We start from the raw sequence: 25,603 nt of genomic DNA on the forward strand, positions 1-25,603 counted from the left end.
AAATCCCTTTTTTGTTTATAATTTTATTTTAGTGACTATGTGTGTTAGCTTCCCCAGCTGAACCTTCACGATCATATGAACAACAAGAAGGTAAATTTCCGTACACTTTTACTTCTGCACGTTTATTATCAGTATCGTGTCCAACCGCTACTACAGCGTTTTCTACATCATCCACTTTACTCTTTTTCTCATTCAATATGATATGTAAATTTTGCGTATTACTATCCCATTCAGCAGATTTTACACCTTTTACACCATAAGCTGCTTTTTCAATACGATCTTTACATTGTCCACAATTTCCTTTAACGTGTAAATCGTGTTTCGCATTTTTATTTTGTGCTTGTGCGCTAATTCCTAAAGTCGTAACCAAAGCAAAGGCTAATATTTTTTTCATTGTTTTATTATTTTTATGATTTTATTTTAAACTAAATCTTAATCCAGCGTAATACATTTGTCCAAAAATTGGCGCATAAACAATCGAACTATCGAAATTTGAACCAAAAGGATTATCTGCTCCTAAAATTACGCGATGTTGTTGATAATTCGTTACATTTTCTCCTCCAATATATACTTCAAAACGTTTTGAAAAAACACGTGTAATCTGGAAATTAATTGTCCCAAATGGATTCGAATATTCATTCAACTGATTTTCTGGCAAATTATCTGATGTATTTGGTAAACGCTGTTTTCCAATCCAATTATACGTCGCATCAAAACGCCAATTTTTACCATTTCTTTCACGTGTTTCGTATTCTAAATTTGTAAAGAAACGATGTTTCGCTTGCAACGGACGTTCTAATTTTCCTTTTTCATAATCTGTTGCGATATCGTAATATTTATAAGATGCTCTAATTTTGAAATTTGTAAATGGATTATAATTAAAATCAAATTGGAAGGAATTTGCATACGAATCTCCTTCTAAATTATAAAATCTTACTTGACAAGCCGAATAATCGATATCAGTTACGATTTGATTTTGAAAATCTGTTCGATAAAAATCTACTGTTACATCTGCATTTTTTCCAAATAATTTAAACTCTTGCGTCACACTAAATCCATAATTCCATGCAATTTCTGGATCTAAACCATATATTTTTCCATTTCTATCGCGCAAAATATTAAATTGTCTTGAAGATGCAAATAAATTCTGATTTTCTGCAAATATATTATTGATTCGTTTTCCACGACCAACCGACGCTTTTATCGTTGTTCCTTTTACTGGTGTATAACGCGTATGCAAACGAGGTGTCAAGAAAAAGCCCATTCGATTATGATAATCTCCACGAAGCCCAGCAATCATGTTGAAATTCTTCATATTATCAAACGTATATTCGAAAAATGCTCCCGCAGAATTATCAATTCGATTATAATTTACATCAGTCGGAAGCGCTACAAATTCTTTGAATTTATCATACGTAAAACTCGCTCCTGTAGAAAATTTATTTTTTGTATTGCTAATAATCGAACTGAAAATATAGTTGGAATAAAAACTTTGTTGCTCAATATCATATTGATTCAATCCGAAGTAAGAATCTTGTTTATGATAGCTAAACGCCGTTTGTAAGCCCATACTTTGATAAGGTATTTCTGGAAAAACATACCCAATTTTTGATAAAACATCCACACGATTTGTATTGATTTCTGATCCCCAATAATTTGTTGTCAATTTATCTCGATCTTTATCAAAATCTACTTGTCCAGCTTGTTTTGCATCATTCAAATATCTTGCAGATAAAAATCCAACCCAACCTTTTTCTAAATTTTGATATTGCCAACGATTCATCACATTAATTTGATGTCCAAGCGGATTATCTAAAAATCCATCATCGTTCATATCATTCTTCGAAACGCGTGCATTTCCATGCATAAACAAAGAAGTACTCCATTTATCATTCAATTTTTTGTTCAAATGCACATTTCCTTCAAAACGAGAATCTGTCGAACCATAAAGATTTACAAACAACGGAATATCATTCGAAGGCTTAATTAATTCTGTATTAATCTGTCCAGAAATACTTTCGTAACCATTAATCACTGTACCTGCACCTTTCGTCACTTGAATACTTTCTACCCAAGTTCCTGGTGTAAAACTAAGCCCAAAAGCTTGAGAAGCTCCACGAACATTTGGTATATTTTCTTCTGCAATCAAAATATAAGGCGATGTTAAACCTAACATTTTAATTTGCTTATTTCCTGTCACAGCATCAGAAAAATTAACATCAATAGAAGGATTTGTCTCGAAAGATTCAGCTAAATTACAACAAGCCGCTTTCAACAATTCCTTTCCTGTCATTGTCGTCATATTAGTTGCAAACTTCGATTTTTTAAGCGAACTGCTTGTATCACGAACCACAACTTCATTCAACGAAGTATCCCCAAAATGATCTTTTACATTGATGGTGATATTCTGAAATTCGTATTTTAATTCCTTAAAAGTTGTCGTTTCATTGTCATAAAAAACACCTAAAATTGAGGTTGGTTGATAATTTTCGATCTCAAAGTTTCCCTTTTCATCTGTAATAACAGAAATATCTGACGATTGCCAAAACACTTCTGCTCCAACGATTGGTTGTTGATTTTGATCTGTAATTTTTCCCTTTAATGTAGATTGTGCGTAAGAAAACGCAGCACTTAGTATAAATCCTAAAGTGAATATTTTTTTCATTTTTACGATTTAAGGCATAATGCCTATTTATTATTGTGTACTTGTTGATTAGATTTTCATCAAATACTTTAATATTCAGATAATAGTTTATTGTTTTCTGATTGATTTAATCAAAAACAACAGACATTATCCTTCGTAAAATGTTAATTGAGAATTGAGAATATAATTTGGCGGCGCATTTGACGCAACATAAAAATCAAGAAAATTTGATTGATTGCTCACCTTTTCATCTTGAATCGAAATTCTAATTTGAAGAATTTCAGAAGCTAAAAAACTTATCGGAACAAGTTTCTGTATTTTGACAGTTTGCTTTTCTACAAACTTATCCGAATAAGAAATATCCTTGCAACAATCGTCTTTTTTAGACTTATTGTTTTCTGGTAATTCGCAATGTTTTTTTTCTGTTTTTGGAGGGCAACACGAAGTAGAAACTTCCATTTCGTGTGAATTATTATCCAAATGATTCAACTTCACTTGCTCAACCACTCCTTGACAAAAGTGCATAGAAAATGCGTAGCTAAGATTTGAAAAAATCAAAACCACCGACAAAACATACTTTATGTACTGTTGCATTTTCATGTTGGACAAAAATAAACAAAAAATTCAAATCAAAACAAACTGAAATTTATATCATTTTCCAAGTTCCTTATAGAATTTTCAGTTTTACTAAATTATCTTTTCGGTTGCTTGTTGGTCGGTATATTAATAATTCCAGAACCATTTACTAACGATTTATTATTCTCGTTAACAACTTTCAAAACGACTTCAAAATCTTGCCAATCTACTCCTTGTAAAGTCACCAAATCTGTTGCTTTATCAATCGATTTTATTTTAAATCCTTTATCCGGAAAATCTTGTCCATCGACAATCGGATCAAAATCTAAACCAACTTCTGGCTCAACTTTATAAGCAGAATCTTGCACAAATTTATATCGATCTTTAAAATTTTGCGTCAACAATTCGTTTTGTTTAATATACTCATCTTGATTTATTTTAACAATTGTATCCATAATATAATCCACATAATTATTCATAAAATCAAGCGCAACATTATAATTAACATCTGATTCTTTAACCGAATTTTTCACTTCATTTTCAACTTTATTTTCTGTAGACGAAGAAGATGAATTGTTAGAATTACAACTTGCAACAAAACTTAATAATAGAATAGGAAGAATAAACTTTTTCATACGGTTATCATTTTTTTTATGATTTAAAAGTATGTTTTTTTGATTGAAATTGAAATAATCCGATTTTATAAAATCAATCATTCCGCTAATAATCTTCTCAAAAATTAGAATAAGTGCTTAAAGCCTTACGATTTTATCAAAATATACCTCAATAGTCATCAAAAATCACTAAAATTGCACTTTAAATAAGAACACACAATTAATTATGTCAGAAGATATTTTCAAGAAAGTAGTTTCTCATGCGAAAGAATATGGTTTCATTTTTCAATCGAGTGAGATTTATGATGGATTATCAGCCGTTTACGATTATGGTCAAAACGGAGCTGAGCTAAAAAATAACATCAAACAATATTGGTGGAAAGCAATGGTACAAATGCACGAAAACATTGTCGGCATTGATTCTGCTATTTTTATGCACCCTACTACTTGGAAAGCTTCGGGCCACGTTGACGCATTTAATGATCCTTTGATTGATAACAAAGATTCTAAAAAACGTTACCGTGCCGATGTTTTAATTGAAGATTATTGTGCGAAAATTGAAGGTAAAATCGAGAAAGAAGTTGCAAAAGCTGCAAAACGTTTCGGTGATGCTTTTGATAAAGATCAATTTGTTGCGACAAATCCTCGTGTTGTAGAATATCAAAATCAAATCAATACAATTTTAGCGCGCATGGGAAAATCTTTGGAAAACGAAGATTTAGATGACGTAAAAGCTTTGATTGAAGAATTAGAAATTGCTGATCCTGTAACTGGTTCTAAAAACTGGACTGAAGTTCGTCAATTCAACTTGATGTTCGGAACTAAATTAGGAGCGACAGCTGATCAAGCAATGGATTTATATTTACGTCCAGAAACGGCTCAAGGTATTTTCTTAAATTACTTGAACGTACAAAAATCTGGTCGTATGAAATTACCATTCGGAATTGCTCAAATTGGTAAAGCTTTCCGTAATGAGATTGTTGCACGTCAATTTATTTTCCGTCAACGTGAGTTTGAACAAATGGAAATGCAATTTTTCGTAAAACCAGGAACAGAGTTAGATTGGTATGAAAAATGGAAAGAAACGCGTTTACGTTGGCACCAAACATTAGGTTTAGGAAATGAAAATTACCGTTTCCATGATCACGAAAAGTTAGCGCACTACGCAAATGCTGCAGCTGATATTGAGTTTAAATTCCCATTCGGATTCAAAGAATTAGAAGGAATTCACTCTCGTACAGATTTCGATTTGAAAGCTCACGAACAACATTCAGGTAAAAAAATTCAATATTTCGATAACGAAACAAACGAATCGTACACACCTTATGTTGTAGAAACTTCTGTAGGTTTGGATCGTATGTTCTTAGCAGTTTTCTCAAATTCATTGAAAGAAGAAGTTTTAGAAGATGGATCAGAACGTGTTGTATTATCTTTACCAGCTGCATTAGCGCCAATTAAAGCTGCAGTTTTACCATTGGTAAAGAAAGATGGTTTACCTGAATTAGCGAAAGAAATTTTGAAGAAATTACGTTTAGATTACAACGTAATGTACGAAGAAAAAGATACTATCGGTAAACGTTACCGTCGTATGGATGCGATTGGAACACCTTTCTGTATCACTGTTGACCACGATTCATTAAACGATAATTCTGTTACTTTACGTTACCGTGATACAATGGAGCAAAAACGTGTTAATATTAATGAGTTAGCTCAAATTATCGACAAAGAAGTCAACATGAAATATCTTTTTGAACAATTATAAAAAGAGAATTTTTCAATACAATAAAGCAAAAGCTCAGAAATTTCTGAGCTTTTTTTATTTTTTATTAAAATTTTTAACAATTTGGCAAAGCTTTTGATTTTAATTAGATATATTAATCTAAAAAATACAAATTATGGGCTTTATTATTAATCTTTTGGTATCAGCATTAGTTGTTTTCGGACTTGCTAACATTTTACCTGGAGTATCTGTAAAAGGATATGGTTCTGCGATTATTGTTGCACTTGTTATCGGACTTTTAAACGCTATTGTAAAACCAATTTTAAACATTATTAGTTTACCTGTAACAATCTTAACATTAGGTTTATTTTCTTTTGTGATTACAGCAATTATTATCTTATTAGCAAGCGCAATTATGGGAGATAGTTTCCATGTTGACGGATTCTGGTACGCATTATTATTTGGTATTGTTTTAGCAATTGTCAATTCTTTAGTTGGAGGAATGATGGGAGACTAATTTATACAGATTATTACATATAAAAAGCTGTCCAAAATTGGACAGCTTTTGTATTTTATAAAAGTTTTATTGAGGATAAAATTTTATTTGCTCAAAAATATAGTTATCATGTTTTTTAAGAAGATCAACCAATTTTTTCAATTCGGACTCTTCCCATTTATTCTGAAACATCTCATCATGAATTAACATAACTATATTATTATTTGCAAAGGTCTTATTCGATTATAATTGATTAACAATTTGTTTATAAATCGCTTGAACAGATTGCACCGGTGTTCCATCTTTTCCATGATGCGTCCATTCCAAATCCCAACCAATAACTTTATATCCCAACTTTGCTAAACCATCAGCCGTTTGTACACCAGAAGCTCCATCATTCTTCGATTTCCCATCCAATCTCCACATATTTCTTCCAGGTAAACGAACAATTTTATCTTGCAATTTTAATGTCGATTGATTTTTCAAAATATCCGCAACCGACGTTTGCTCGTTACTATAAAAGTTTTTGTACTGATCATTCATTCGCATGCGTCCAACTATGGTTACATTCTTCGATATACGGGTTATCATCGTAATATTTAAAATAATCCGTCATTGTTTTATTTTTCTCCACATGTTCTCCAACAAGAAAAACAGTCACTTTTAACTTCTCATTTTTGAAAACCTCATCCATATTTTCACTTCCATTCAAAGGTCCATCATCAAAAGTTAAATAGATATATTTCTTCACAAAATCACTCGCTTTTTGTGCAAGCAAATTTGTCGAGAAGATTAATAAAAAGACACTCAAAAGTGTCATTATTCTTTTATTCCATATCATTTAAGTTAGTTTTTAATGAATTAAATGTATGAAAGAAATTCTATTTTTTATATTTTTCTAATGCTTTTTCTAACCGTGTTTTGATTCTTTTTTTCACTAATCTTGGAGCAAGAATTTCTATTTCTTCTCCAAAACCTAAAAGCTCACGTTCCAACTCAAAATTATGTACAACTTCTATCGAAAATAAAGTTCCTTCGTCCGTCACTTCCAACACTTTTTGCGTAGCATGAATTGGCTTTGTCACCACATAAGGCGCTAATTTTTTATTCACACGAAAAACAACACGCTGCTCCCTTTCTTTCACACTTTTCGTTACACCAATCGCATTGTTATAATACGTATCAAAATTAATTTCTTGCTCATCGATAAAAGGTTCATTTGCCAATTCATAAAACTCAACAATTCTATCCAAAGCCAACGTATACAAATTTTTATCTTTTCTCGATTTAGCCAATAAAAACCAGCGATTACGGTATTCTTTCAACAAATACGGATAATAAACTTGTTGTTTTGGTTCTTGATTTTTTGCTTTGAACGATTGATAAGAAATCAGCAAAGACTGCTTCTTCACAATTGCTTGATACAATCGATTCAAATGCTCCAAACCTTTTAACAATGCATTTTCCTCAAACTGAATATAATTTGGTTGTTGATGAGTTTGCTTGGATAAATTATTTTCGAGACGCGTAATAATCTCGTTCATATCATCAAAATAATTAAAACCATTCAATTGTTTCATCACCGAAATCACTTCTTTCATTTTATCTAAATCTGCAGACGAAACAGGCGAATTATGAATCGAATAATTATGATCTTCATATTCATAAAACTTTTTTTCTCGAACAACAATTGGCGCATGATAACCCAATTTATCACTTCGCATCACCTGAATGTCGCTTTGAATTGTCCGTTTCGAAACGCCAGAAGTTATTCCTTCGTATTCATACAAAGCTTCCGAAACTTTTTCTATCAAATCTTCTAATGTCCATTTTCTGAAATGATTTTGAAGACATTTATCGATCGTTTGATAACGTATTAATGCAATTTTATTGGTTGCCATGGTTGATTTCTTTGTTCAATACTACAAATTTCAAATCAAAGTACGCAATCTATTTGCGCAGAAATTTTTATTTCAAATTTTATTCAAAATATTTTCAATATAAAACCCTCTGTTAATAATCGTTTACAAATTAATTCGAAAAAATATTTTATTGCGCAATTCACTTGCACACTTCTACTCCAACTTTGTCAAAGGTTTAAAAACCAAACGATTTTAATTATTCCTTGACAAATGTTTCAGTATAGCATTGTAGTAGAAATTGTTTCATCACTTCTATTCTGAATAATTAAAATCTCCAGCGGATGGGTCGTAGGTTCGATTCCTACTTTCAGGAAACTGAAATAGCTCAGTGGGTAGAGCAATTCACACAGACTTTAATCTGTTTATCGCCCGAAAGGGTACCATTGGAAACAAAAGCTAAAAAGTTTTCTTTTCGAATAGAGAATATATTTCCTAGAAATGAATTTGAAATAAGATCAAAAACTTGTTTAAAACCTGAATTTGAAACTTTAGTTGATGATTGATTTCAAAAGTTTAAACTAAAAAATCAAGTCAAAATGATTTGAAAAAAATGATTAAAACAAGAAATCAAAATAAGCTGCTCAAACTTCAAATTCCGTTTTAAAAAAGGAAAATGATTTAGCTTTTTTAATTAAAAAATTTAGAAAAAGATTCTTCGATAAAGGAGAAATATAAAATAGTAAAAACTTATAAAAAATTAGATAATGAAAAAATTACCAATTAACAACCAAGAAATTGGAATCTATATCAAAAATAACGAAGTAGAAAAAATTTATACAAAAGGAAACTATTGGATTTTCTTTAATAAAAACATCGAAAAATTAAACATTAACGAAATAATTGATGAAAAATACTATGCAATATTTTTAGAAAATGAAACATTGAAATCGATGGTAGATTTTATCGAAGTTTTACATAACGAAGTGTTGATTATTTACAAAAACAATCAAATCTATGATTCATTTTACAATAAAAACGTGATGATTTGGAAAAATTCGACTCAATTAAAAGCTGTAAAATTTGATTTAAATTCTACTGACGAAATTAAGAATTTAACAAAAAGAGAAATAGATATTTTAAGAAAAGCTGGTGCGATTCGTATTATTTCTATTCCAACTTATCATGAAGGAATTTTATTTAAAGACAATGAATTTAATTCAGTTTTAAAAGCTGGCGAGTATAAATTTTATAACAACGAAGTTAAAATCTCGATGGTATCTTTTGATATGCGTCCGCAAACAATTGAAATTTCGGGACAAGAAATTTTGACGAAAGATAAAGCGCAATTACGAATCAATTTTATGGTAAATTATCAAATTACTGATTTGTTAAACGCTTATCAATCGAACAAAGATTTCGAAAAAATGATTTATCAAGCGATTCAATTAGGTTTGAGAGAATTTATTGGAAACATGAATTTTGATGATTTGATGTCAGATAAAAATTCGGTAACGAATTATATCATTCAAAAATATCAAGCTCAATTCCAAGAAATTGGTCTAAAATTGATTGACGCAGGTATGAAAGACATTATTCTTCCTGGAGAAATAAGAGAAATTATGAACCGTGTTTTGATTGCCGAAAAAACGGCTCAAGCTAATTCGATTACGCGTCGTGAGGAAACTGCTTCGACAAGAAGTTTATTGAACACTGCGAAATTGATGGAAGAAAACGAAACGTTATGGAAATTAAAAGAAATGGAATACATCGAAAAAATTGCCGATAAAGTGGGAGAAATCTCAATTTCTGGTGGATCGAATGTGTTAAATGAACTAAAAACAATGTTTACGAAATAATATTCTAACTAAATTATATGAAAACAACTGAACAACAAAATAAACCGATCAATGGAAACGATTTGATTGCCTTAGGTTATCCTGAAAACGAAATTTTAGGAATTGCCTTAAAAATCAACAAAAAAAGAAATGGTTATACAAAAGCTGAAATGCTTGATAAATATGCGCAAGTTTTGTCTTCGCCACAAGATTTTTTAGAAGATGAAGTTTTCAAAACACTTGCAAAAGGCTTTATTGATGGAATTCATTTACCAAATCAAGATGAAAACTTGATTGAATTGAATGAAAATCCAAACGATTTTAAAATTTATGGTGCAGAAAAAATTGAGGACGGCGCTTTGGAACAAATGAAAGTAGCCATGAAACTTCCTGTTACCGTTGCTGGCGCAATTATGCCAGATGCACATCAAGGTTATGGTTTGCCAATTGGTGGAGTTTTAGCTACGAAAAATGCGATTATTCCTTATGGCGTCGGCGTTGATATTGGTTGTAGAATGGCTTTATCGATTTATGATTTACCTGCTTCTCATTATTTTGAACATCACGATTCGTTAAAAGAAGCTTTGATAAAAAATACAAAATTTGGTGCAGGACATGGTTTTCATGGTCAATACAAAGCTGAACATCAGATTTTGGATGATGCAAAATTCGAAACAAATTCATTTATTCAAAATTTAAAAGATAAAGCGTGGTCGCAATTGGGTTCTTCTGGAGGAGGAAATCATTTTGTAGAATTTGGTCTGATTGATTTCAAAGAAGATGATAAGAAACTGAACATCAAAAAAGGTTCGTATTTAGCGTTATTAACGCATTCTGGATCGAGAGGTTTCGGTGCTACAATCGCTGGACATTATACAAAAATTGCAAAAGAAATTTGTAAACTTCCGTATAAAGCACAAAATTTAGCTTATTTGGATTTGGATTCTGCAGAAGGTCAAGAATATTGGATTACGATGAATTTGGCTGGTGAATATGCTTCGGCTTGTCACGAAATTATTCATCAAAAAATTAAAAAATCTATCGGTGCAGAAGTTTTAGCTAAAGTAGAAAATCATCATAATTTTGCTTGGAAAGAAATTTACAACGGCGAAGAAGTCATTGTTCATCGAAAAGGTGCAACGCCAGCTTCTAAAGATGTGATGGGAATTATTCCAGGTTCTATGACTGCGCCAGGATTTTTGGTTCGAGGTAAAGGTGAAGAAAATTCTATTCATTCGGCTTCGCATGGTGCTGGTCGTCAAATGAGCCGAACACAAGCAATTAAATCATTATCACAAAACAAGATAAATGATTATTTGAACGATTTTGGAATTACATTAATTGGCGGTGGAAAAGATGAAGCGCCGATGGCGTACAAAGATATTCACGAAGTAATGGCTGCGCAACAAGATCTGGTTGATGTTGTGGCTACTTTTACGCCTAAAATGGTCAGAATGGCTGATGACGGATCAAGAGAAGATTAAAAAAATGCCTGAACAAATTGTTCAGGCATTTTATATTTTATTGATTAAATCCAATCTTTTGGATGTTTTAACACGTCTACTAATCTATATTCTTCAGAACCTTCTTCTGGCTGATGATTATAATGCCATTGTACATGTTTGGGTAAACTCATCAAAATAGATTCTATTCGTCCATTGGTTTTCAAACCAAACAAAGTTCCTCTATCATGAATCAAATTAAATTCTACATAACGACCTCGTCTAATTTCTTGCCATTCCTTTTGTTCAGCAGAAAATTCATCATTTTTGTGTTTTTCAACAATCGGAATATACGCCTCCAAAAATGAGTTTCCTACTTCTGTTACGAAATCATACCATTGTTCAACTGTTTTTTCTGAAGTTGGTTTCAAGTAATCAAAGAACAAACCTCCTATTCCACGCGCTTCTTCTCGATGCGTATTCCAAAAATATTTATCACATTCTTCTTTATACTTTAAATAAAAAGCCGCATCATGCGCATCACAACTTTTTTTACAGATTGTATGCCAATGCATCACATCTTTTTCATCCAAATAATATGGCGTCAAATCTTGACCTCCTCCAAACCATTGATCGACAATATTTCCTTCTTTGTCATACATTTCAAAATATCTCCAATTTGCATGAGTCGTCGGAATATGTGGACTTGTTGGATGAATAACCAAACTCAATCCACAAGCAAAAAATTTACCCGAAGAAACATTCAAAGCCTTTTGCATGGTTTCTGGTAATTCACCATAAACCTTAGATATATTAACGCCAGCTTTCTCAAAAACAGCTCCGTCAGTTAAAACACAAGATAATCCACCACCTCCTTCTTCGCGTTCCCAATTATCTCGTAAAAATTTAGCTTTACCATCAACTTCTTCAAGTTTGGCTATAATTTTACTTTGTAAGTCTTGTATATATTGAAAAAATTGATCTTTCATCATAAATATTTTTGCAAATATAGAATGAAATCTCCTTGTGATAAAATTAGCCTTAAGATTAATAAAATTTCAAACCTTAATTTATAATTTTAAATGGTATATCAAAAATTAATCTTGCAGGTTCTCCTTTTTCAGTAAAAGCTGGAATTATTTTTTTGTTGTCTTTTTTCAATTTTAAAACATAATTCACAAAAGCCTCTTCTATAAGTAATTTTTCTGAATCATTCCCATTTATTTCTAAATCTTGAAATTCACCTTCTTTATTTATCTCAAATTTAACTTTTGCATTTACATTTATTTCATTAATTGTCAAACCATTATTTTTTAACACCTGTTCAACTTCAAGCAATAGCTGTTTATTAAAATCCTTACTAAAACAGTCTGCTAACTTCTTTACACCTTTCTTTTCAAATTTTTCACAACCAGGATAAATCATCATCCTAGCCTTCCCTTTTTCTTGAGCAAAGACAATTGAACTAAATAATAAAAAAGTAAATAGTAATTTCATTCATTTTAATTTTTTGTAATATAACAAAACCCATATCCATTATCAGAATTATAAGTAATATATATTAAAATACAATTTTAAATAGTAAATACTTATATTTATCAAAATCAATAGAACCTTCAAAATAAACTTAATAGCATTAAAAATAAATATTTTAGCCAATTAAAATCATTTAAACGATTTAATTTTAAATCAAACCAATAGCAATCCAAAAAAGTTATTAACAATATTATTCACAAAAGAAATCTTTCTATACCTTTGCAGAAGAAATTTTATAAAACAAAATATAAATGTCACAAAACGGAATTCCATCGGTTAATTTAGCAGACTTTTTATCTGATGATCCAGCAAGAAAACAAAAATTTGTCAACGAAATTGGACAAGCATACGAAGAAATCGGATTCGTTGCTTTGAAAGGACATTTTTTATCTGACGAATTAGTTGAAAATTTATATAAAAGCGTTCGCGAATTTTACGCTTTACCTACAGAAACAAAACAAACTTATGTAGTAGAAGGAATTGGTGGTCAACGCGGTTATACAGCTTTCGGAAACGAACATGCTAAAGGTAGAACTGTTGGTGACTTGAAAGAATTTTGGCATTTTGGACAGTATTTAACTGAAGAAGATAAAGCGAAATACAACTATCCAGAAAATGTTGATGTAAACGAAGTTCCAGGTTTTAACACTTATGGTGAAGAGACATACAAACAATTAGAAAAAACTGGTGTTTACGTTTTACGTGCTTTGGCTTTATTCTTAGGTTTAGACGAGTTTTACTTTGATGATAAAGTGAAAAACGGAAACTCTATTTTGAGAGCAATTCACTATCCTCCTATCACAGAAGAGCCTAAAGATGCGGTTCGCGCAGGTGCTCACGGAGATATTAACTTGATTACATTGTTAATGGGAGCGCAAGGTCGTGGATTACAAGTGCAACGTCACGATGGAACTTGGGTTGATGCTATTGCTGCTGACGACGAATTGGTGATTAATGTTGGTGATATGTTATCTCGTCACACAAACAACAGATTGAAATCTACAATTCACCAAGTGGTTAATCCAGAGAAAGAATTATGGGGAACATCTCGTTTTTCTATTCCATTCTTTATGCATCCAGTTTCTGAAATGGACTTATCTGTTTTAGAAGATTGTGTAACAGAAGAAAATCCAAAACAATTTGAAGATTTTACAGCTGGGGATTTCTTAACTCAGCGTTTAAGAGAAATTGGTTTAATTAAATAAGCCATATTTAATCTATTATTTCATAAAAAAGAGAGTTGATTTTCGTCAACTCTCTTTTCTTTTACATTCCTCTTACGTACATGTTGTAGTTAAAAATATCCAAACACAACAAGGTGTATTTATAATCATTTTTATTGATATCCACTTCCAAAACTGGATCCGAATTATAAAATCTAATTTTTAGATTATCATTCTTATCCAATAATAAATAAATGGAAGAAATCGTTGGACGAATATCATTCATCCAATTTTTTAAAGATTCTTTTGAATCTTTAATCAACTCAAATTTTTGAAAATATTCGTGAAAAAAATTCTCTAAACGTTGCACTTGTGTCAAACGATCCAATTCACGATATAAATCGATAAAAACGCATAATTTTTCGCGCTTTGGACAAACACATGGATATGGATGTTCTCCATTATAAAGCCATCTTTGCCACTTTTTACAAGACGTTTGTTCTATTGCTTTCTCAAATTCATCTTCGTATTTTAAAAGCCACCAATTCATACGGCAAATCCGTAAATTGCCTTTTGATAACTGCAAAAGCTCGTCTATATAAGCGCTAACGTTTAACATCAATTAAAAATTTGAGTCTTGCTAATTTACAACTTTTCTGATTGAATTTTAATGTTTTAATAATAATTTTTCAAATTTTAGAATCTTAAATTGCTCATCAAACAAAACGTTATAAAAGAACATTTTTTCCTTCATCGTTTTATTTTTCATTTGCACATTTCGAACTGGAATTAAGACGTTAAATTGAAATTCTCTATCCTTCTCAAAATGATTAACAGCCGCATAATAAATCAAATTGTACCACGAATCGATTGGTGCATAAATCCCATAAAAGTCAGGATATAACGCATCTGCTTCATCTTTGTAAACATTGGTAATCGAATAATTATCAATCTCAAATTTCGAAACGCATTTATAGGTTGTTAATTTAGAACAAATTGAAGTGTCTTGTAGATATTTCGCCGAATCTAATTTCAGCCCAAATTCGTCCATTTTATAATCTTCAAACTTATTAATCGTAGGATCTACCACAATTTTTTTGTTCGGAAATTCTAAACTTTGTTTTTGGATATCTTGTAAAATAGTATCGTAAATTTTTGTTCGAATTTGATTTGGGTTAACATTTTGCGCATCAACAAATAACACAATATGTAAGGAAAAAACCAATAAAAAAAGTCTCATTTTGGCGTTTTGGTTTAAAATTTGTTTAAATTTATGAAGTCTTTACGATTCAAAAATCAAATTTAGTTGAAAAGATTTCAAATCTTATCATTTCATCATATTTTCGTAAACAAATAGTTAAAAAGGTGTTAAAGTACGCTTTCATACAATTACACTTTAACTATTATTGTTTGTTTTTAACAAATTAATACAAAGTTTAATATCCGACAACAAACGTTTATTATAAATATTCTCTATAACTATTATAAATAAAATCTTTTACAATTTTTCCAAACAAGACATAAAAGTTAGACATTTGCAGTGTCAAATAATTTATTCATAGATAGTAAGACAAAGAGTAACAACGAGTATAACGAAATTGATTTATGAAGTTTGGAATTACTCGCACTCTTTTTACTTTTTAGAGTTTTTTATAGTAGTTTAGGTTGGTTAGTAATCCGTTCACTTTGAACGGATTATTTTTTTATAACTTATCAATAAAAGCTTTCAACAAATTATATACTTTTTCAGAGGAACTCAAATCCAAACTTTCAGCTGTATCATTGGGATCATGATAAAAACCTTTTCCTCCTAATGTGTAAATAAAAAACGACGGAACACCTTTCAAATAAAACGGACAATGATCGGAATTACACGATTCTCCTCGAATTTTAACTTCTTTTAGGTATTTATTTGTTTGATTGAATTCAACTAATTTTTCAAATTGATTTTTAAAAACTTTACCATTCACAACTTGAATTCCTTGATCGCCCGCTCCCATAATATCTAAATTGACTAAAAATTTGATTTGATTCAATGGAAAAAGAGGATGATTAACATAATAATCTGCGCCTAAAATCCCCGCTTCTTCACCTGCAAAAGCCATAAAAACCGTTCTATGATTAGGCTGATGTTTTGAATAATACTTCATCAGCGCCATCATCATTGCACTTCCGCTCGCATTATCACTCGCTCCAGGAAAAATAGTTTGTCCAACTTTCCCTAAATGATCATAATGAGCAGAAATCACAATTACGCTATCATTGTTCTTTCCGTCAATATAACCAATTATATTATTTGCTTCGAATGAATTATTTAACTCTGAATCAATAGAATAATCGTTTATTTTTAAATTTTTAGAATAAAATTTATCCGAAATAATAAATTCTGAAATAGAAGATTGTCGTTGACTAAGACTTGAAGTCAATTTATCTGATGTAAATCTAAAAATCGCTCGATTTTCATTTTCATTTTCATTTTTCTCATAAATATTCGCCCATTGTTTGTAATATTTCTGAATAGAATCTACAGAAGTCACTAAAGGCGGCAAAATAATATGTTTTCCTTTTTGCGATTCATCATCTTTCACAATAAAATTCCTCGTTTTATCTTTCGACTGAAAAGATTCCACATAGGCTTTTGTGTCAAAAATATAAAAAGGTGAATTGGTTTTCGAAATTGATTTAGAACTTGGCTTTACAATAAAATCAATTCCATATTTTAATTCTTTTCCATTAATTTTCAGTTTTGCATCTTTGATAATATTAATCGGAAAAGTAAATGTTTGATTATAACGATTAGAAAAAGACTTCAATCCATTTTTTTGAAATTCGTTTTGTAAATAAATTCCAGCATTTGTCATTCCATTTTCTACATAACCTCTGCCAGCAAACGAATTTGACGTAAGCGAATCTAAAATTGATTTAAAATATTTTTGATCAAAGGTTTGCGCATTTCCGATTGTAATTACAAAACACGAAATCAAACCAAATAATATCATTTTTATCTTCAGCATTTTAATCATTTTATTCTTCAAAAAATATTCTATTCTAAGATAATTATCATTTTAACAAAAAAAATCAATTATCTGTATTAAGTCAATAACAAATTTAAAAAATCTTTAAAAAGTAAATCAAATTAATACTACTATAAATTTTATATCTTGCATTATTAAGTTATCATAATAAAAACAACAAATCACAAATTAAATGAAAGAAGTCGTAATAGTTTCAGCTGTTCGTACAGCAATGGGATCTTTTTTGGGAAGTTTATCTAGCGTTCCAGCTACAGATTTAGGCGCAACAGCTATTAAAGGAGCTTTAGATAAAATCAACTTAGATGGATCTTTGGTTGATGAAGTATATATGGGAAATGTATTGCAAGCTGGTGAAGGACAAGCACCTGCTAAGCAAGCAATGATAAAAGCAGGTTTACCAAATACAATTCCTGCAACAACGGTAAACAAAGTTTGTGCTTCTGGTATGAAAGCTGTAATGTTTGCTACACAAGCGATTCGTTTAGGTGACGCAGATGTTGTAGTTGCTGGAGGTATGGAGAACATGTCAATGGTTCCTTTTTATTCACCAAATGCAAGAACTGGAAATAAATACGGAAATACTGTTTTGTTAGATGGAATTGTGAACGATGGTTTGCAAGATTATTACAGCAAAGAAATGATGGGACTTTTCGGAGATACTTGTGCAACTGAGTTCAATATTTCTCGTGAAGAGCAAGATGAATTTGCGATTAATTCTTACAAAAAATCTGCTGCTGCTTGGGCTGCTGGAAAATTTGACAACGAAGTTGTTCCTGTAGAAATTCCTCAACGCAAAGGTGAACCAGTAATTTTTAAAGAAGACGAAGAATATAAAAATGTAAACTTTGATAAAGTTCCAGGTTTGCGCGCTGTTTTCTCTAAAGACGGAACTGTAACTGCTGCAAATGCTTCTACAATTAATGATGGAGCTTCTGCCTTAGTATTAATGTCTTTGGATAAAGCAAACGAATTAAGATTAAAACCTCTTGCAAAAGTTATTGCTTATGCTGATGCTTCTCAAGAACCTTCAAAATTTACAACTGCACCAGCTAAAGCGGTTGAAAAATTATTGAAAAAAGCAAATATGACAGCTGCTGATGTTGATTTCTGGGAATTTAACGAAGCGTTTTCAGTTGTTGGAATTGCAAATACTAAATTATTAAACCTTGATGCTTCTAAAGTCAATGTAAATGGTGGTGCGGTCTCTATTGGTCATCCACTTGGAAATTCTGGATCAAGAATTTTGGTTACATTATTAAATGTTTTAGAGCAAAATGGAGGAAAAATTGGATGTGCAGCTATCTGTAATGGTGGCGGTGGAGCATCTGCAATGATTATCGAAAAAATTTAATTTTAGATCAAATACACGATGAAAGCGTCTAATCTGTAGACGCTTTTTTATCTTTTGAAATTAAAATACTTGTAAAAAATCTGAAAAACATTCGACATTTATTATAATTGGCTTAAAAACCTTTTCTATATTTGTTGGATTGAACAAACACTTTTGTATGGAATATTTAGAATTTGAACAACCTATCAAAGATTTAGAAGAACAGTTACAAAGCTGTCAAATCGTCGGCGAAGGAAGCGGTGTTAACATCAAACAGGCTTGCGTTGAAATTGAAATTGCAATTGAAAATAAAAAGAAGGAAATCTATGGTAATTTAACGCCATGGCAACGTGTACAATTGTCTCGTCACCCTTCTCGCCCTTATACTTTAGACTACGCTTACGCGATCACAGATAACACGTTTATCGAGATTCACGGAGATAGAACTTTTGCTGACGATAAAGCAATGGTTGGTGGTATGGGAAAAATCAATGGTCAAACTTTTATGATTATTGGTCAACAAAAAGGGAAAAATACCAAAGAAAGACAATATCGTCGTTTCGGAATGTCTAATCCAGATGGTTACCGCAAAGCTTTACGATTGATGAAGTTAGCAGAAAAGTTTAATATTCCTGTCTTGACTTTAGTCGACACTCCTGGTGCATATCCTGGTTTAGAAGCTGAAGAAAGAGGTCAAGGTGAAGCTATCGCTAAAAACATCTACGAAATGTTGAAACTTACAGTTCCTATCATTACAATTGTAATTGGTGAAGGAGCTTCAGGTGGAGCATTAGGAATTGGAGTTGGAAACAAAGTTTTCATGTTAGAAAACACTTGGTATTCTGTAATTTCACCAGAAAACTGTTCTACAATTTTATGGAGAAGTTGGGATTACAAAGAGCAAGCTGCTTCGCAAATGAAATTAACTGGTCCTGATATGTTAGAATTAGGATTAATTGAAGACATCATTCAAGAACCGCTTGGTGGAGCACACTACAAACCAGAAGTTGCGTACACAAACTTGAAAAATAAAGTTTTAGACACTTACAACGAATTGAAAAAACTTTCTCCAAAAGAATTACAACAACAACGTCAAGAACGTTACATCAAATTCGGAGAATTTTCAGGATAAAATATTGTTTTACAATAATACTTATTGTAGAATATACAATTTTAAAACGAGATATAAAATTAGTTATATCTCGTTTTTTTATTTAATTTTGAAACTCTTATGGAACAAGCAAATTATAATCCCGAAATACCAGCTAACAAGCACAATGTCATTGGTTTAGAGAAAGGTAAACTTCCTCCACAAGCTGTTGATTTAGAGCAAGCTGTACTTGGTGCGATGATGATTGATAAAAAAGGGTTGGATGAAGTCATTGACATTCTTACACCGCAAGTTTTTTATCGTCCAGAGCATCAAGCGATTTATGCTGTCATTCAAAAATTATTTAACGATTCAGAACCTATTGATTTATTAACGGTTTCGAATGAGTTGAAAAGTGAAGGCAAATTAGATCGTGTTGGAGGTGATTATTATTTGATTCAATTAACGCAAAAAGTTTCTTCTTCTGCACACGTGGAGTATTATGCTCGTGTCATTCAAGAAAAATATATTCTTCGTCGTTTAATTGAAATTTCGAATCAAGTCATTGAAAAATCATACGATGATACTGCCGATGTATTTGATTTACTGGATTATTCTGAATCGAAATTATTCGAAATTACAGAAGGTGGAATCAAGCGTAGTTATTCGGAAGCAAGAGATTTAGTTACAGAAGCGATTGACAAAATTAAAGCCCAATCTACCAAAGAAGGAATGTCTGGTTTATCTTCTGGATTTACAGAAATTGATAAAATTACTTCGGGTTGGCAAGAATCGGATTTGATTATCTTAGCCGCTCGTCCTGGTATGGGGAAAACCGCTTTTATCCTTTCGATGGCGAAAAATATGACAGTGGACAAAAATATTCCAGTTGCTGTTTTTTCATTAGAGATGTCTTCTGTTCAGTTGATTACGCGTATGATTTCGGGTGAAACTGGAATTTCGGGTGAAAAATTGCGTAAAGCAAAATTAGCCGATCACGAATGGAAACAATTATATACAAAAGTAAAAGGTCTTGAAAATGCACCGCTTTACATTGACGATACGCCTGCCCTTTCTATCTTCGATTTAAGAGCAAAAGCGCGTCGTTTGGTTTCTCAACATGGTGTAAAAATGATTTTGATTGACTACTTACAGTTAATGACTGCTGGTGGAAAAGCAAATGGAAACCGTGAGCAAGAAATTTCGATGATTTCGCGCTCCTTAAAAGCAATCGCAAAAGAGTTAAGTATTCCTGTTATTGCACTTTCGCAGTTATCTCGTTCGGTAGAAACTCGTGGAGGAAGCAAGCGTCCATTATTATCGGATTTACGTGAATCTGGAGCGATTGAGCAAGATGCCGATATCGTTTCGTTTATTTATCGTCCCGAATATTATAAATTAGAATATTGGGATGATGAAAGTGAACCTTGCGCTGGTCAAGCCGAATTTATCATTGCTAAACACCGTAATGGTGCGTTAGAAAATGTGCGTCTACGATTCATTAATGAGCAAGCTAAATTTACCGATTTAGAAACTTCATTTGGTGGAGATTTCGAAATTCAAAGCTCGATGAATGATGGTTCTCAAGAAATGGGAAGTGCAATGAATTTATCTGCTATCGATCCTTCTGATGCTTTTGGAGATTTCGGCGGAGAATTCACAAGTTCGATGAACAACGACGACGATAATTTACCGTTTTAAAAGAATGATTTTATTTTGAACGAATTGTTCTATTAAGATTTGATAATTTTAATCAATCATAAATATTTACTTTATGAAAAAGAATCTAGAATTTATTGCAGAACTTTATGGTTGGATTCAAATCTTTATATCACCCTTTATTATTGGCTTCATAATTGGATTGTTGATTTATTTTCAAAATAAATCAATTTCTAATTTAATTATTGGTTCTATCTTCATTCTAACAGGATTAATATTAGGAATTATTTTAGCAAATAAAAAAATGAAAAGTAAAAACGGAACAATTTGGTTTTTATCACGAACAAATTCAGCAACTGATTTAGATAAATAATCATTCTTCTAATTTCTATTGTTCATTTATACTTACTTTATTGTTCAAACCTTCTAAAATCTCATCAACTATCAGTTTTATTTATCCTAAAAGTTTTGTTAGGAACGAGAATTGCTACAACTTTGTATACATTAAATAAAGAGTGAAATGGCAAGTTCAATCAGAACATTAAATCCTGCTACAGGTAAAATCGAAAAAGAATTTCAAGCCTACACAAGCGAAGAAATCAATCAATATATAGACGACGCAAACGAATTATATCAAACATGGCGATTCGAATCTTTCGAAGAAAGAAAAGCTGTAATGAAACGTGTTGCAAACGAAATGCGCAAGCAAAAAACTCGATTAGCTGCTTTGATTACAACAGAAATGGGAAAACCATTGTATGAGAGCGAAATTGAAATTGATTATAGTGCAAATATCATCGAATATTACGCTGATAATGCTGAAGAATTCTTGGCAAATGTTCCTTTACAAACAGAAAAAGGTGACGCTTATGTGGTTTCAGAACCTATTGGTGTGTTATTAGGTGTCATGCCTTGGAACTTTCCTTTTTCTCAAATTGCACGTTTTGCTGGGCCTCACATTATGGCTGGTAACACAGTTGTTTTGAAAACGGCTTCTAATATTCCGCAATGTGGAATCGCTTTCGAAGAAATGTTTACTGCTGCTGGCGCTCCAAAAGGTTTGTACAAAAACTTATTGATGTCAGGAAAAGACACAGATTCGATTATTAATAATCCAAAAATTGTTGGTGTATCTTTGACTGGTTCAGAAGCTGCTGGTGCAGAGGTTGCAAGTATCGCTGGTAAAAATGTAAAACCTTCGGTTTTAGAACTTGGTGGTTCTGATCCAATGATCGTTTTGAATGATGCGGATATCGAAAAAGTGATGAACGGAACCATTAACGGTCGTTTACGTAATGCTGGACAAGCGTGTACTTCTTCGAAACGTATTATTGTACAAGAAGGCATTTACGATGAATATCTGAAAAAAATTACGGCCTATGTAAACGGAATGAAAGTTGGTGATCCTACACAGGCAGATACCAATATGGGACCTGTAAGTTCGGAAAGTGCATTAGAAAAATTATTGGATCAAATTAATGATTCAGCGAATAAAGGAGCAACAATTGTTTCGGGAGGAAAACGTATTGATTGTGATGGTTTCTTTTTACAACCAACAATTTTGACAGATTTAAAACCTGGAATGAAGGCTTATGACGAAGAAGTTTTTGGACCTGTGGTTTGTATTTGGAAAGTGAAAGATGTAGAAGAAGCAATCAAAATTGCGAATGATACGCCTTACGGATTAGGCGCTTCTATTTATACAGAAGATGTTCCGAATGCGGAGAAAATCGCTCGTAGAATAGATTCGGGAATGGTTTACGTGAACAAACAAGTTTCATCAAGCCCAGATTTACCTTTCGGAGGTGTAAAACATTCGGGTTACGGACGAGAGCTTTCTAAGGCTGGAATTATGGAGTTTATCAATAAAAAATTAATCATGATTGCGAAATAATTTTTCAATCATATCTAAAATAATACAAAAAATGCAACTTCATAAAAGTTGCATTTTTTTATTGAATAAATCCTTGTTTTTGTTCCATTTGGTCAATTTTGAAAAGAATTAAATCACGCATAATTTTTGCTCGATTTTTTGCTTCATTTGCTATTTCTCCTTCAAATTTTTCGTCAATTATTCCGTACCACAATTCAATCCAACGTTCGAAATGGTGTGGTTTTAATTTCTCCTTTTGACTCAAAACCAAATGTGTTCGCATTGGCCAACCTTCAAAAGTTGCTTTTCCTAACAAAACAGTTTCCCAAAACTGAATCATATGTGGCAAATGTTCGTCCCAATTTACCTTCGCTACTTCCGAAAAAAAGTAACCAATTACGTCATCTTTTTGCACTTTATCGTAAAACATATTCACCAATAAAGCAACATCTTCTGAAGTTTCAATATCTTTTTTCATTAAAACAAATTTACAAAGAAGAATGATTGATTTCGAATGATTTTGGTTAGGAGTTTATTTATATTTTTTGATAGAATCTTTAATTATTTCTTCTAAAGCTTTAAAATCCAACATCAAAGAATTTGATGCTATCAATATCGGAGTTCCGTATAATTTGTTATTCGCTTCTAACGATTTTTTTATAAATAGAGATTTACACTTATCTATATATTCTTGTGAATTATTAACTTCAATCATAATAAATTTTGTTGATACGACTTGAGTAACTTTATAAGAAACAATATCTTTCCATTGAATTAAACCTACACTTGTCGCTGAAGAATTATCAAATATTCCTTCTTCAGAAATAATCAATCCAAATTTATTATCAAATAATTTTCTAAAAATAAAAAAAGCAAAAACACCAAATAGAATTACCCCAACAATCCCTACAAAAAAAATAAATTGCTCATTTCTAAAAATAGGATTTATAAATCTTTTAGGCTCAATAATAAATAAACAACATAAAACAATGAACACAATAGCTCCCAACAAAGCTAAAATCCCTTTTTTTCTGCTTAATTTTATTTCTACACATTCTATCATAAATTAAATATACAAAAATTATCAACTATAAATCTGAAGCTTTTTAATCACGAAAAAATGCAGTAATTTTACGGTCATTATAAAAATGAATAGAATTGGATAGCAATAGACAACAAAAAGTAAGTAAATTATTTCAAGAAGAATTAGCAGAAGCTTTTAGAAAATGGGCTGTAAAGGAATTCCCTGGAAATTTGATTAGTGTTACAGAAGTAAAAGTAACACCAGATTTGAGCGTTTCTAAAATCTATGTAAGTATTTTTCCAAGTACTCAAAAAGACGAAATTTTTAAAGAAATTAGAGTTAATACACCATTATTTAGAGGAATTTTATCAAAAAGTGCTTCTAAACAAATGCGTATTACGCCAGAATTAATTTTCATTTTAGATAATTCGTTAGACGAAATGGACAAAATCGACAAAGCGCTAAGAGGAGAAGGAAATAATCCAATCTTATAATGAGAAACATTTCACTTTACATTGCGAAACGCTACATTTTTTCGAAAACAAATACAAACGCCGTAAACATTATTACATCGATTGCTGTTGGTGCTATTCTGGTTGCTACAGCAGCTTTGTTTATTATTTTATCCGTTTTTTCGGGCTTAGAAAAAATGAATTTAAAATATTATAGCAATGTAAATCCTGAAATTAAAATATCACCTTCGAAAGGAAAAGTATTGGACAGTTTAACTTTTGTTGTGGATCAATTAAAGCAACAAAAAGATGTCAAAGCTTTTTCTAAAATCATCGAAGAAAAAGTCTACATCGATTACAAAGGAAAACAAGATATTGCCTATTTGAAAGGTGTTGACGAAAACTTTACCAAAGTTACGCGTTTAGATACAGTGATTTATGGTGGACAATATTTAGATTTTAATCGCGATGATAATTTTATTGTTTCGAATGGAATTGCAGAGCGTTTACAACTTTATATCGATCCGATAACGCCAGCAGATTTGATGATGCCAAAAGCTGGAACAGGTTTAATAAAACAAGAAAGCGATGCTTTTACTCGCAAAGATGCGTACAGCGTTGGCGTTTTTATTTTGAACGAACAATATGACAAGCACATCTTTACGACATTAGGTTTGGCGCAAGAATTATTGTTGTTAAACGAAAATCAGTGTTATTCGATTGAAGTAAAAACGACTGGAAAAAAATCGTTTAATGAAGTGAAAATTCAACTTCAAAAAGCATTGGGTTCTCATTATAAAATCGAAACCAGACAAGATCTGGATTCAGCTTTCTTGAAAGTAATGAATATGGAAAATTTAATCAGTTATTTGATTTTCACGTTAGTCATTATTATTGCATGTTTCAATTTGGCAGGAACAATTATTATCTTGATTTTGGATAAAAAGAAAGAAATTCAGACGATGTATAGTTTTGGATTATCACGAAAAAACATTCGTAATATTTTCTTTCAAACTGGTTTTATTATCACCCTTATCGCGATGACAACAGGTTTATTAATCGCCTCTGTTATTGGATTATTACAAATAGATTTTGGTTTGGTTATGGCTTCGCCAACTGTTCCATTTCCATTTATCTTTTCTGTCGAAAATTTTGTTGCAGTTATTGTAACTGTTTTAGGTTTGGGAAGCTTAGTTTCGTGGATCGTTTCCAGACAAGTGAAATAAAAAATATTAAGACATAAAAAAAGCTT

The 25,603-nt window shown here is 31.4% G+C and carries 26 protein-coding genes; 12 read left to right on the plus strand and 14 right to left on the minus strand.

Features of this window, described 5'->3' with window-relative positions; all coding sequences use genetic code 11:
* Positions 1-28: 28 nt before the first annotated feature.
* The 4 genes from B4E95_RS04100 to B4E95_RS04115 form a co-directional block, all read right to left on the minus strand.
* Positions 29-394, minus strand: coding sequence for a heavy-metal-associated domain-containing protein (locus B4E95_RS04100; RefSeq protein WP_219035231.1), 366 nt, complete (start codon positions 392-394; stop codon positions 29-31).
* 21 nt (positions 395-415) lie between these two features.
* On the minus strand, positions 416-2,665 hold the full coding sequence (locus B4E95_RS04105; RefSeq protein ID WP_291090143.1) for a TonB-dependent receptor: 2,250 nt from the start codon (positions 2,663-2,665) through the stop codon (positions 416-418).
* Between the two features lie 126 nt (positions 2,666-2,791).
* Complete coding sequence (locus B4E95_RS04110) at positions 2,792-3,238, minus strand: HYC_CC_PP family protein (protein ID WP_291053504.1); 447 nt, start codon at positions 3,236-3,238, stop codon at positions 2,792-2,794.
* Between the two features lie 98 nt (positions 3,239-3,336).
* A complete protein-coding gene (locus tag B4E95_RS04115; protein ID WP_291090146.1) occupies positions 3,337-3,855 on the minus strand; it encodes a hypothetical protein in 519 nt (172 codons plus the stop codon).
* 205 nt (positions 3,856-4,060) lie between these two features.
* Here B4E95_RS04115 and B4E95_RS04120 point away from each other — a divergent pair, with 205 nt between their 5' ends.
* A complete protein-coding gene (locus tag B4E95_RS04120; protein WP_291053498.1) occupies positions 4,061-5,596 on the plus strand; it encodes a glycine--tRNA ligase in 1,536 nt (511 codons plus the stop codon).
* Between the two features lie 133 nt (positions 5,597-5,729).
* Complete coding sequence (locus B4E95_RS04125) at positions 5,730-6,071, plus strand: phage holin family protein (RefSeq protein ID WP_125349050.1); 342 nt, start codon at positions 5,730-5,732, stop codon at positions 6,069-6,071.
* Between the two features lie 222 nt (positions 6,072-6,293).
* On the opposite strand, the gene B4E95_RS04130 is transcribed toward B4E95_RS04125, so the two are convergent.
* From B4E95_RS04130 to B4E95_RS04140, 3 genes are read right to left on the minus strand one after another with little or no spacing between them, the layout of a single operon-like run.
* The gene (locus tag B4E95_RS04130) at positions 6,294-6,641 is read right to left on the minus strand and encodes a hypothetical protein (RefSeq protein ID WP_125349049.1); all 348 of its coding nucleotides are present in this window, start codon (positions 6,639-6,641) and stop codon (positions 6,294-6,296) included.
* Positions 6,586-6,891, minus strand: a complete 306-nt coding sequence (locus B4E95_RS04135; protein ID WP_125349048.1) for a polysaccharide deacetylase family protein — start codon at positions 6,889-6,891, stop codon at positions 6,586-6,588. The genes B4E95_RS04130 and B4E95_RS04135 overlap by 56 nt, the downstream gene beginning before the upstream one ends.
* Positions 6,892-6,931: 40 nt before the next feature.
* Positions 6,932-7,951 carry a helix-turn-helix transcriptional regulator gene (locus B4E95_RS04140; protein ID WP_188319801.1) on the minus strand — a complete coding sequence of 340 codons (1,020 nt, stop codon included), beginning with the start codon at positions 7,949-7,951 and terminating at the stop codon, positions 6,932-6,934.
* A 725-nt stretch (positions 7,952-8,676) separates the two neighbouring features.
* On the opposite strand from B4E95_RS04140, the gene B4E95_RS04145 reads away from it, so the two are divergent.
* Positions 8,677-9,768, plus strand: coding sequence for a slipin family protein (locus B4E95_RS04145; protein ID WP_291090153.1), 1,092 nt, complete (start codon positions 8,677-8,679; stop codon positions 9,766-9,768).
* Positions 9,769-9,785: 17 nt separating this feature from the next.
* Positions 9,786-11,231, plus strand: a complete 1,446-nt coding sequence (locus tag B4E95_RS04150; RefSeq protein ID WP_291090156.1) for an RtcB family protein — start codon at positions 9,786-9,788, stop codon at positions 11,229-11,231.
* 44 nt (positions 11,232-11,275) lie between these two features.
* On the opposite strand, the gene hemF is transcribed toward B4E95_RS04150, so the two are convergent.
* Entirely contained in the window at positions 11,276-12,178 is a 903-nt protein-coding gene (hemF, locus tag B4E95_RS04155; protein WP_291049071.1) for an oxygen-dependent coproporphyrinogen oxidase, read from the minus strand.
* 76 nt (positions 12,179-12,254) lie between these two features.
* Complete coding sequence (locus B4E95_RS04160) at positions 12,255-12,686, minus strand: hypothetical protein (RefSeq protein WP_291074332.1); 432 nt, start codon at positions 12,684-12,686, stop codon at positions 12,255-12,257.
* Positions 12,687-12,976: 290 nt separating this feature from the next.
* On the opposite strand from B4E95_RS04160, the gene B4E95_RS04165 reads away from it, so the two are divergent.
* Positions 12,977-13,930, plus strand: a complete 954-nt coding sequence (locus tag B4E95_RS04165) for an isopenicillin N synthase family dioxygenase (protein WP_291090160.1) — start codon at positions 12,977-12,979, stop codon at positions 13,928-13,930.
* A gap of 61 nt (positions 13,931-13,991) precedes the next feature.
* On the opposite strand, the gene B4E95_RS04170 is transcribed toward B4E95_RS04165, so the two are convergent.
* From B4E95_RS04170 to B4E95_RS04180, 3 genes are all read right to left on the minus strand, one after another.
* The gene (locus tag B4E95_RS04170; protein ID WP_125349042.1) at positions 13,992-14,438 is read right to left on the minus strand and encodes a hypothetical protein; all 447 of its coding nucleotides are present in this window, start codon (positions 14,436-14,438) and stop codon (positions 13,992-13,994) included.
* 117 nt (positions 14,439-14,555) lie between these two features.
* A complete protein-coding gene (locus B4E95_RS04175) occupies positions 14,556-15,128 on the minus strand; it encodes a hypothetical protein (protein ID WP_125349041.1) in 573 nt (190 codons plus the stop codon).
* Between the two features lie 463 nt (positions 15,129-15,591).
* On the minus strand, positions 15,592-16,902 hold the full coding sequence (locus B4E95_RS04180; RefSeq protein ID WP_291090164.1) for a M28 family metallopeptidase: 1,311 nt from the start codon (positions 16,900-16,902) through the stop codon (positions 15,592-15,594).
* Positions 16,903-17,095: 193 nt separating this feature from the next.
* On the opposite strand from B4E95_RS04180, the gene B4E95_RS04185 reads away from it, so the two are divergent.
* The 5 genes from B4E95_RS04185 (at position 17,096) to B4E95_RS04205 (ending at position 22,896) form a co-directional block, all read left to right on the plus strand.
* Positions 17,096-18,274: a thiolase family protein gene (locus B4E95_RS04185; protein ID WP_291090167.1), complete on the plus strand. Its 1,179-nt coding sequence runs from the start codon at positions 17,096-17,098 to the stop codon at positions 18,272-18,274.
* A 157-nt stretch (positions 18,275-18,431) separates the two neighbouring features.
* Complete coding sequence (locus B4E95_RS04190; protein WP_038334644.1) at positions 18,432-19,385, plus strand: acetyl-CoA carboxylase carboxyltransferase subunit alpha; 954 nt, start codon at positions 18,432-18,434, stop codon at positions 19,383-19,385.
* Between the two features lie 99 nt (positions 19,386-19,484).
* On the plus strand, positions 19,485-21,044 hold the full coding sequence (gene dnaB, locus B4E95_RS04195; RefSeq protein WP_115001280.1) for a replicative DNA helicase: 1,560 nt from the start codon (positions 19,485-19,487) through the stop codon (positions 21,042-21,044).
* A gap of 73 nt (positions 21,045-21,117) precedes the next feature.
* The gene (locus tag B4E95_RS04200; RefSeq protein ID WP_125349038.1) at positions 21,118-21,375 is read left to right on the plus strand and encodes a hypothetical protein; all 258 of its coding nucleotides are present in this window, start codon (positions 21,118-21,120) and stop codon (positions 21,373-21,375) included.
* Positions 21,376-21,522: 147 nt separating this feature from the next.
* On the plus strand, positions 21,523-22,896 hold the full coding sequence (locus tag B4E95_RS04205; protein ID WP_291061882.1) for an NAD-dependent succinate-semialdehyde dehydrogenase: 1,374 nt from the start codon (positions 21,523-21,525) through the stop codon (positions 22,894-22,896).
* A 58-nt stretch (positions 22,897-22,954) separates the two neighbouring features.
* Here the strand turns inward: B4E95_RS04205 and B4E95_RS04210 are convergent, their stop codons facing one another.
* Both B4E95_RS04210 and B4E95_RS04215 read right to left on the minus strand, forming a co-directional pair.
* The gene (locus B4E95_RS04210) at positions 22,955-23,353 is read right to left on the minus strand and encodes a group III truncated hemoglobin (RefSeq protein ID WP_291090170.1); all 399 of its coding nucleotides are present in this window, start codon (positions 23,351-23,353) and stop codon (positions 22,955-22,957) included.
* A 54-nt stretch (positions 23,354-23,407) separates the two neighbouring features.
* Positions 23,408-23,938, minus strand: a complete 531-nt coding sequence (locus tag B4E95_RS04215) for an STM3941 family protein (protein ID WP_291090173.1) — start codon at positions 23,936-23,938, stop codon at positions 23,408-23,410.
* Positions 23,939-24,033: 95 nt separating this feature from the next.
* Here B4E95_RS04215 and rbfA point away from each other — a divergent pair, with 95 nt between their 5' ends.
* Together rbfA and B4E95_RS04225 are read left to right on the plus strand one after the other, a co-directional pair.
* Positions 24,034-24,393 (plus strand): 30S ribosome-binding factor RbfA, encoded by a 360-nt coding sequence (gene rbfA, locus B4E95_RS04220; protein WP_038334637.1) that lies wholly within the window; start codon positions 24,034-24,036, stop codon positions 24,391-24,393.
* Positions 24,393-25,577, plus strand: coding sequence for an ABC transporter permease (locus tag B4E95_RS04225; protein WP_291090176.1), 1,185 nt, complete (start codon positions 24,393-24,395; stop codon positions 25,575-25,577). The genes rbfA and B4E95_RS04225 overlap by 1 nt, the downstream gene beginning before the upstream one ends.
* Positions 25,578-25,603 lie beyond the last annotated feature (26 nt).

The sequence above is a fragment of the Empedobacter sp. UBA7494 genome (assembly GCF_002478465.1).
GTDB classification, from domain to species: domain Bacteria; phylum Bacteroidota; class Bacteroidia; order Flavobacteriales; family Weeksellaceae; genus Empedobacter; species Empedobacter falsenii_B.

Bases quoted from the DNA above. Each gene is read 5' to 3' on its own strand.
- B4E95_RS04150 (WP_291090156.1), top strand. From the start codon at position 9,786: ATGAAAACAACTGAACAACAAAATAAACCGATCAATGGAAACGATTTG.
- B4E95_RS04105 (WP_291090143.1), bottom strand. From the start codon at position 2,665: ATGAAAAAAATATTCACTTTAGGATTTATACTAAGTGCTGCGTTTTCT.
- B4E95_RS04115 (WP_291090146.1), bottom strand. From the start codon at position 3,855: ATGAAAAAGTTTATTCTTCCTATTCTATTATTAAGTTTTGTTGCAAGT.
- B4E95_RS04100 (WP_219035231.1), bottom strand. From the start codon at position 394: ATGAAAAAAATATTAGCCTTTGCTTTGGTTACGACTTTAGGAATTAGC.
- B4E95_RS04210 (WP_291090170.1), bottom strand. From the start codon at position 23,353: ATGAAAAAAGATATTGAAACTTCAGAAGATGTTGCTTTATTGGTGAAT.
- B4E95_RS04125 (WP_125349050.1), top strand. From the start codon at position 5,730: ATGGGCTTTATTATTAATCTTTTGGTATCAGCATTAGTTGTTTTCGGA.
- B4E95_RS04110 (WP_291053504.1), bottom strand. From the start codon at position 3,238: ATGCAACAGTACATAAAGTATGTTTTGTCGGTGGTTTTGATTTTTTCA.
- B4E95_RS04215 (WP_291090173.1), bottom strand. From the start codon at position 23,938: ATGATAGAATGTGTAGAAATAAAATTAAGCAGAAAAAAAGGGATTTTA.
- B4E95_RS04165 (WP_291090160.1), top strand. From the start codon at position 12,977: ATGTCACAAAACGGAATTCCATCGGTTAATTTAGCAGACTTTTTATCT.
- B4E95_RS04135 (WP_125349048.1), bottom strand. From the start codon at position 6,891: ATGATATGGAATAAAAGAATAATGACACTTTTGAGTGTCTTTTTATTA.
- B4E95_RS04175 (WP_125349041.1), bottom strand. From the start codon at position 15,128: ATGAGACTTTTTTTATTGGTTTTTTCCTTACATATTGTGTTATTTGTT.
- B4E95_RS04185 (WP_291090167.1), top strand. From the start codon at position 17,096: ATGAAAGAAGTCGTAATAGTTTCAGCTGTTCGTACAGCAATGGGATCT.
- B4E95_RS04120 (WP_291053498.1), top strand. From the start codon at position 4,061: ATGTCAGAAGATATTTTCAAGAAAGTAGTTTCTCATGCGAAAGAATAT.
- B4E95_RS04145 (WP_291090153.1), top strand. From the start codon at position 8,677: ATGAAAAAATTACCAATTAACAACCAAGAAATTGGAATCTATATCAAA.
- B4E95_RS04190 (WP_038334644.1), top strand. From the start codon at position 18,432: ATGGAATATTTAGAATTTGAACAACCTATCAAAGATTTAGAAGAACAG.
- B4E95_RS04130 (WP_125349049.1), bottom strand. From the start codon at position 6,641: ATGATAACCCGTATATCGAAGAATGTAACCATAGTTGGACGCATGCGA.
- B4E95_RS04140 (WP_188319801.1), bottom strand. From the start codon at position 7,951: ATGGCAACCAATAAAATTGCATTAATACGTTATCAAACGATCGATAAA.
- B4E95_RS04170 (WP_125349042.1), bottom strand. From the start codon at position 14,438: ATGAATTGGTGGCTTTTAAAATACGAAGATGAATTTGAGAAAGCAATA.
- B4E95_RS04205 (WP_291061882.1), top strand. From the start codon at position 21,523: ATGGCAAGTTCAATCAGAACATTAAATCCTGCTACAGGTAAAATCGAA.
- B4E95_RS04160 (WP_291074332.1), bottom strand. From the start codon at position 12,686: ATGAAATTACTATTTACTTTTTTATTATTTAGTTCAATTGTCTTTGCT.
- B4E95_RS04180 (WP_291090164.1), bottom strand. From the start codon at position 16,902: ATGCTGAAGATAAAAATGATATTATTTGGTTTGATTTCGTGTTTTGTA.
- dnaB (WP_115001280.1), top strand. From the start codon at position 19,485: ATGGAACAAGCAAATTATAATCCCGAAATACCAGCTAACAAGCACAAT.
- hemF (WP_291049071.1), bottom strand. From the start codon at position 12,178: ATGAAAGATCAATTTTTTCAATATATACAAGACTTACAAAGTAAAATT.
- B4E95_RS04200 (WP_125349038.1), top strand. From the start codon at position 21,118: ATGAAAAAGAATCTAGAATTTATTGCAGAACTTTATGGTTGGATTCAA.
- B4E95_RS04225 (WP_291090176.1), top strand. From the start codon at position 24,393: ATGAGAAACATTTCACTTTACATTGCGAAACGCTACATTTTTTCGAAA.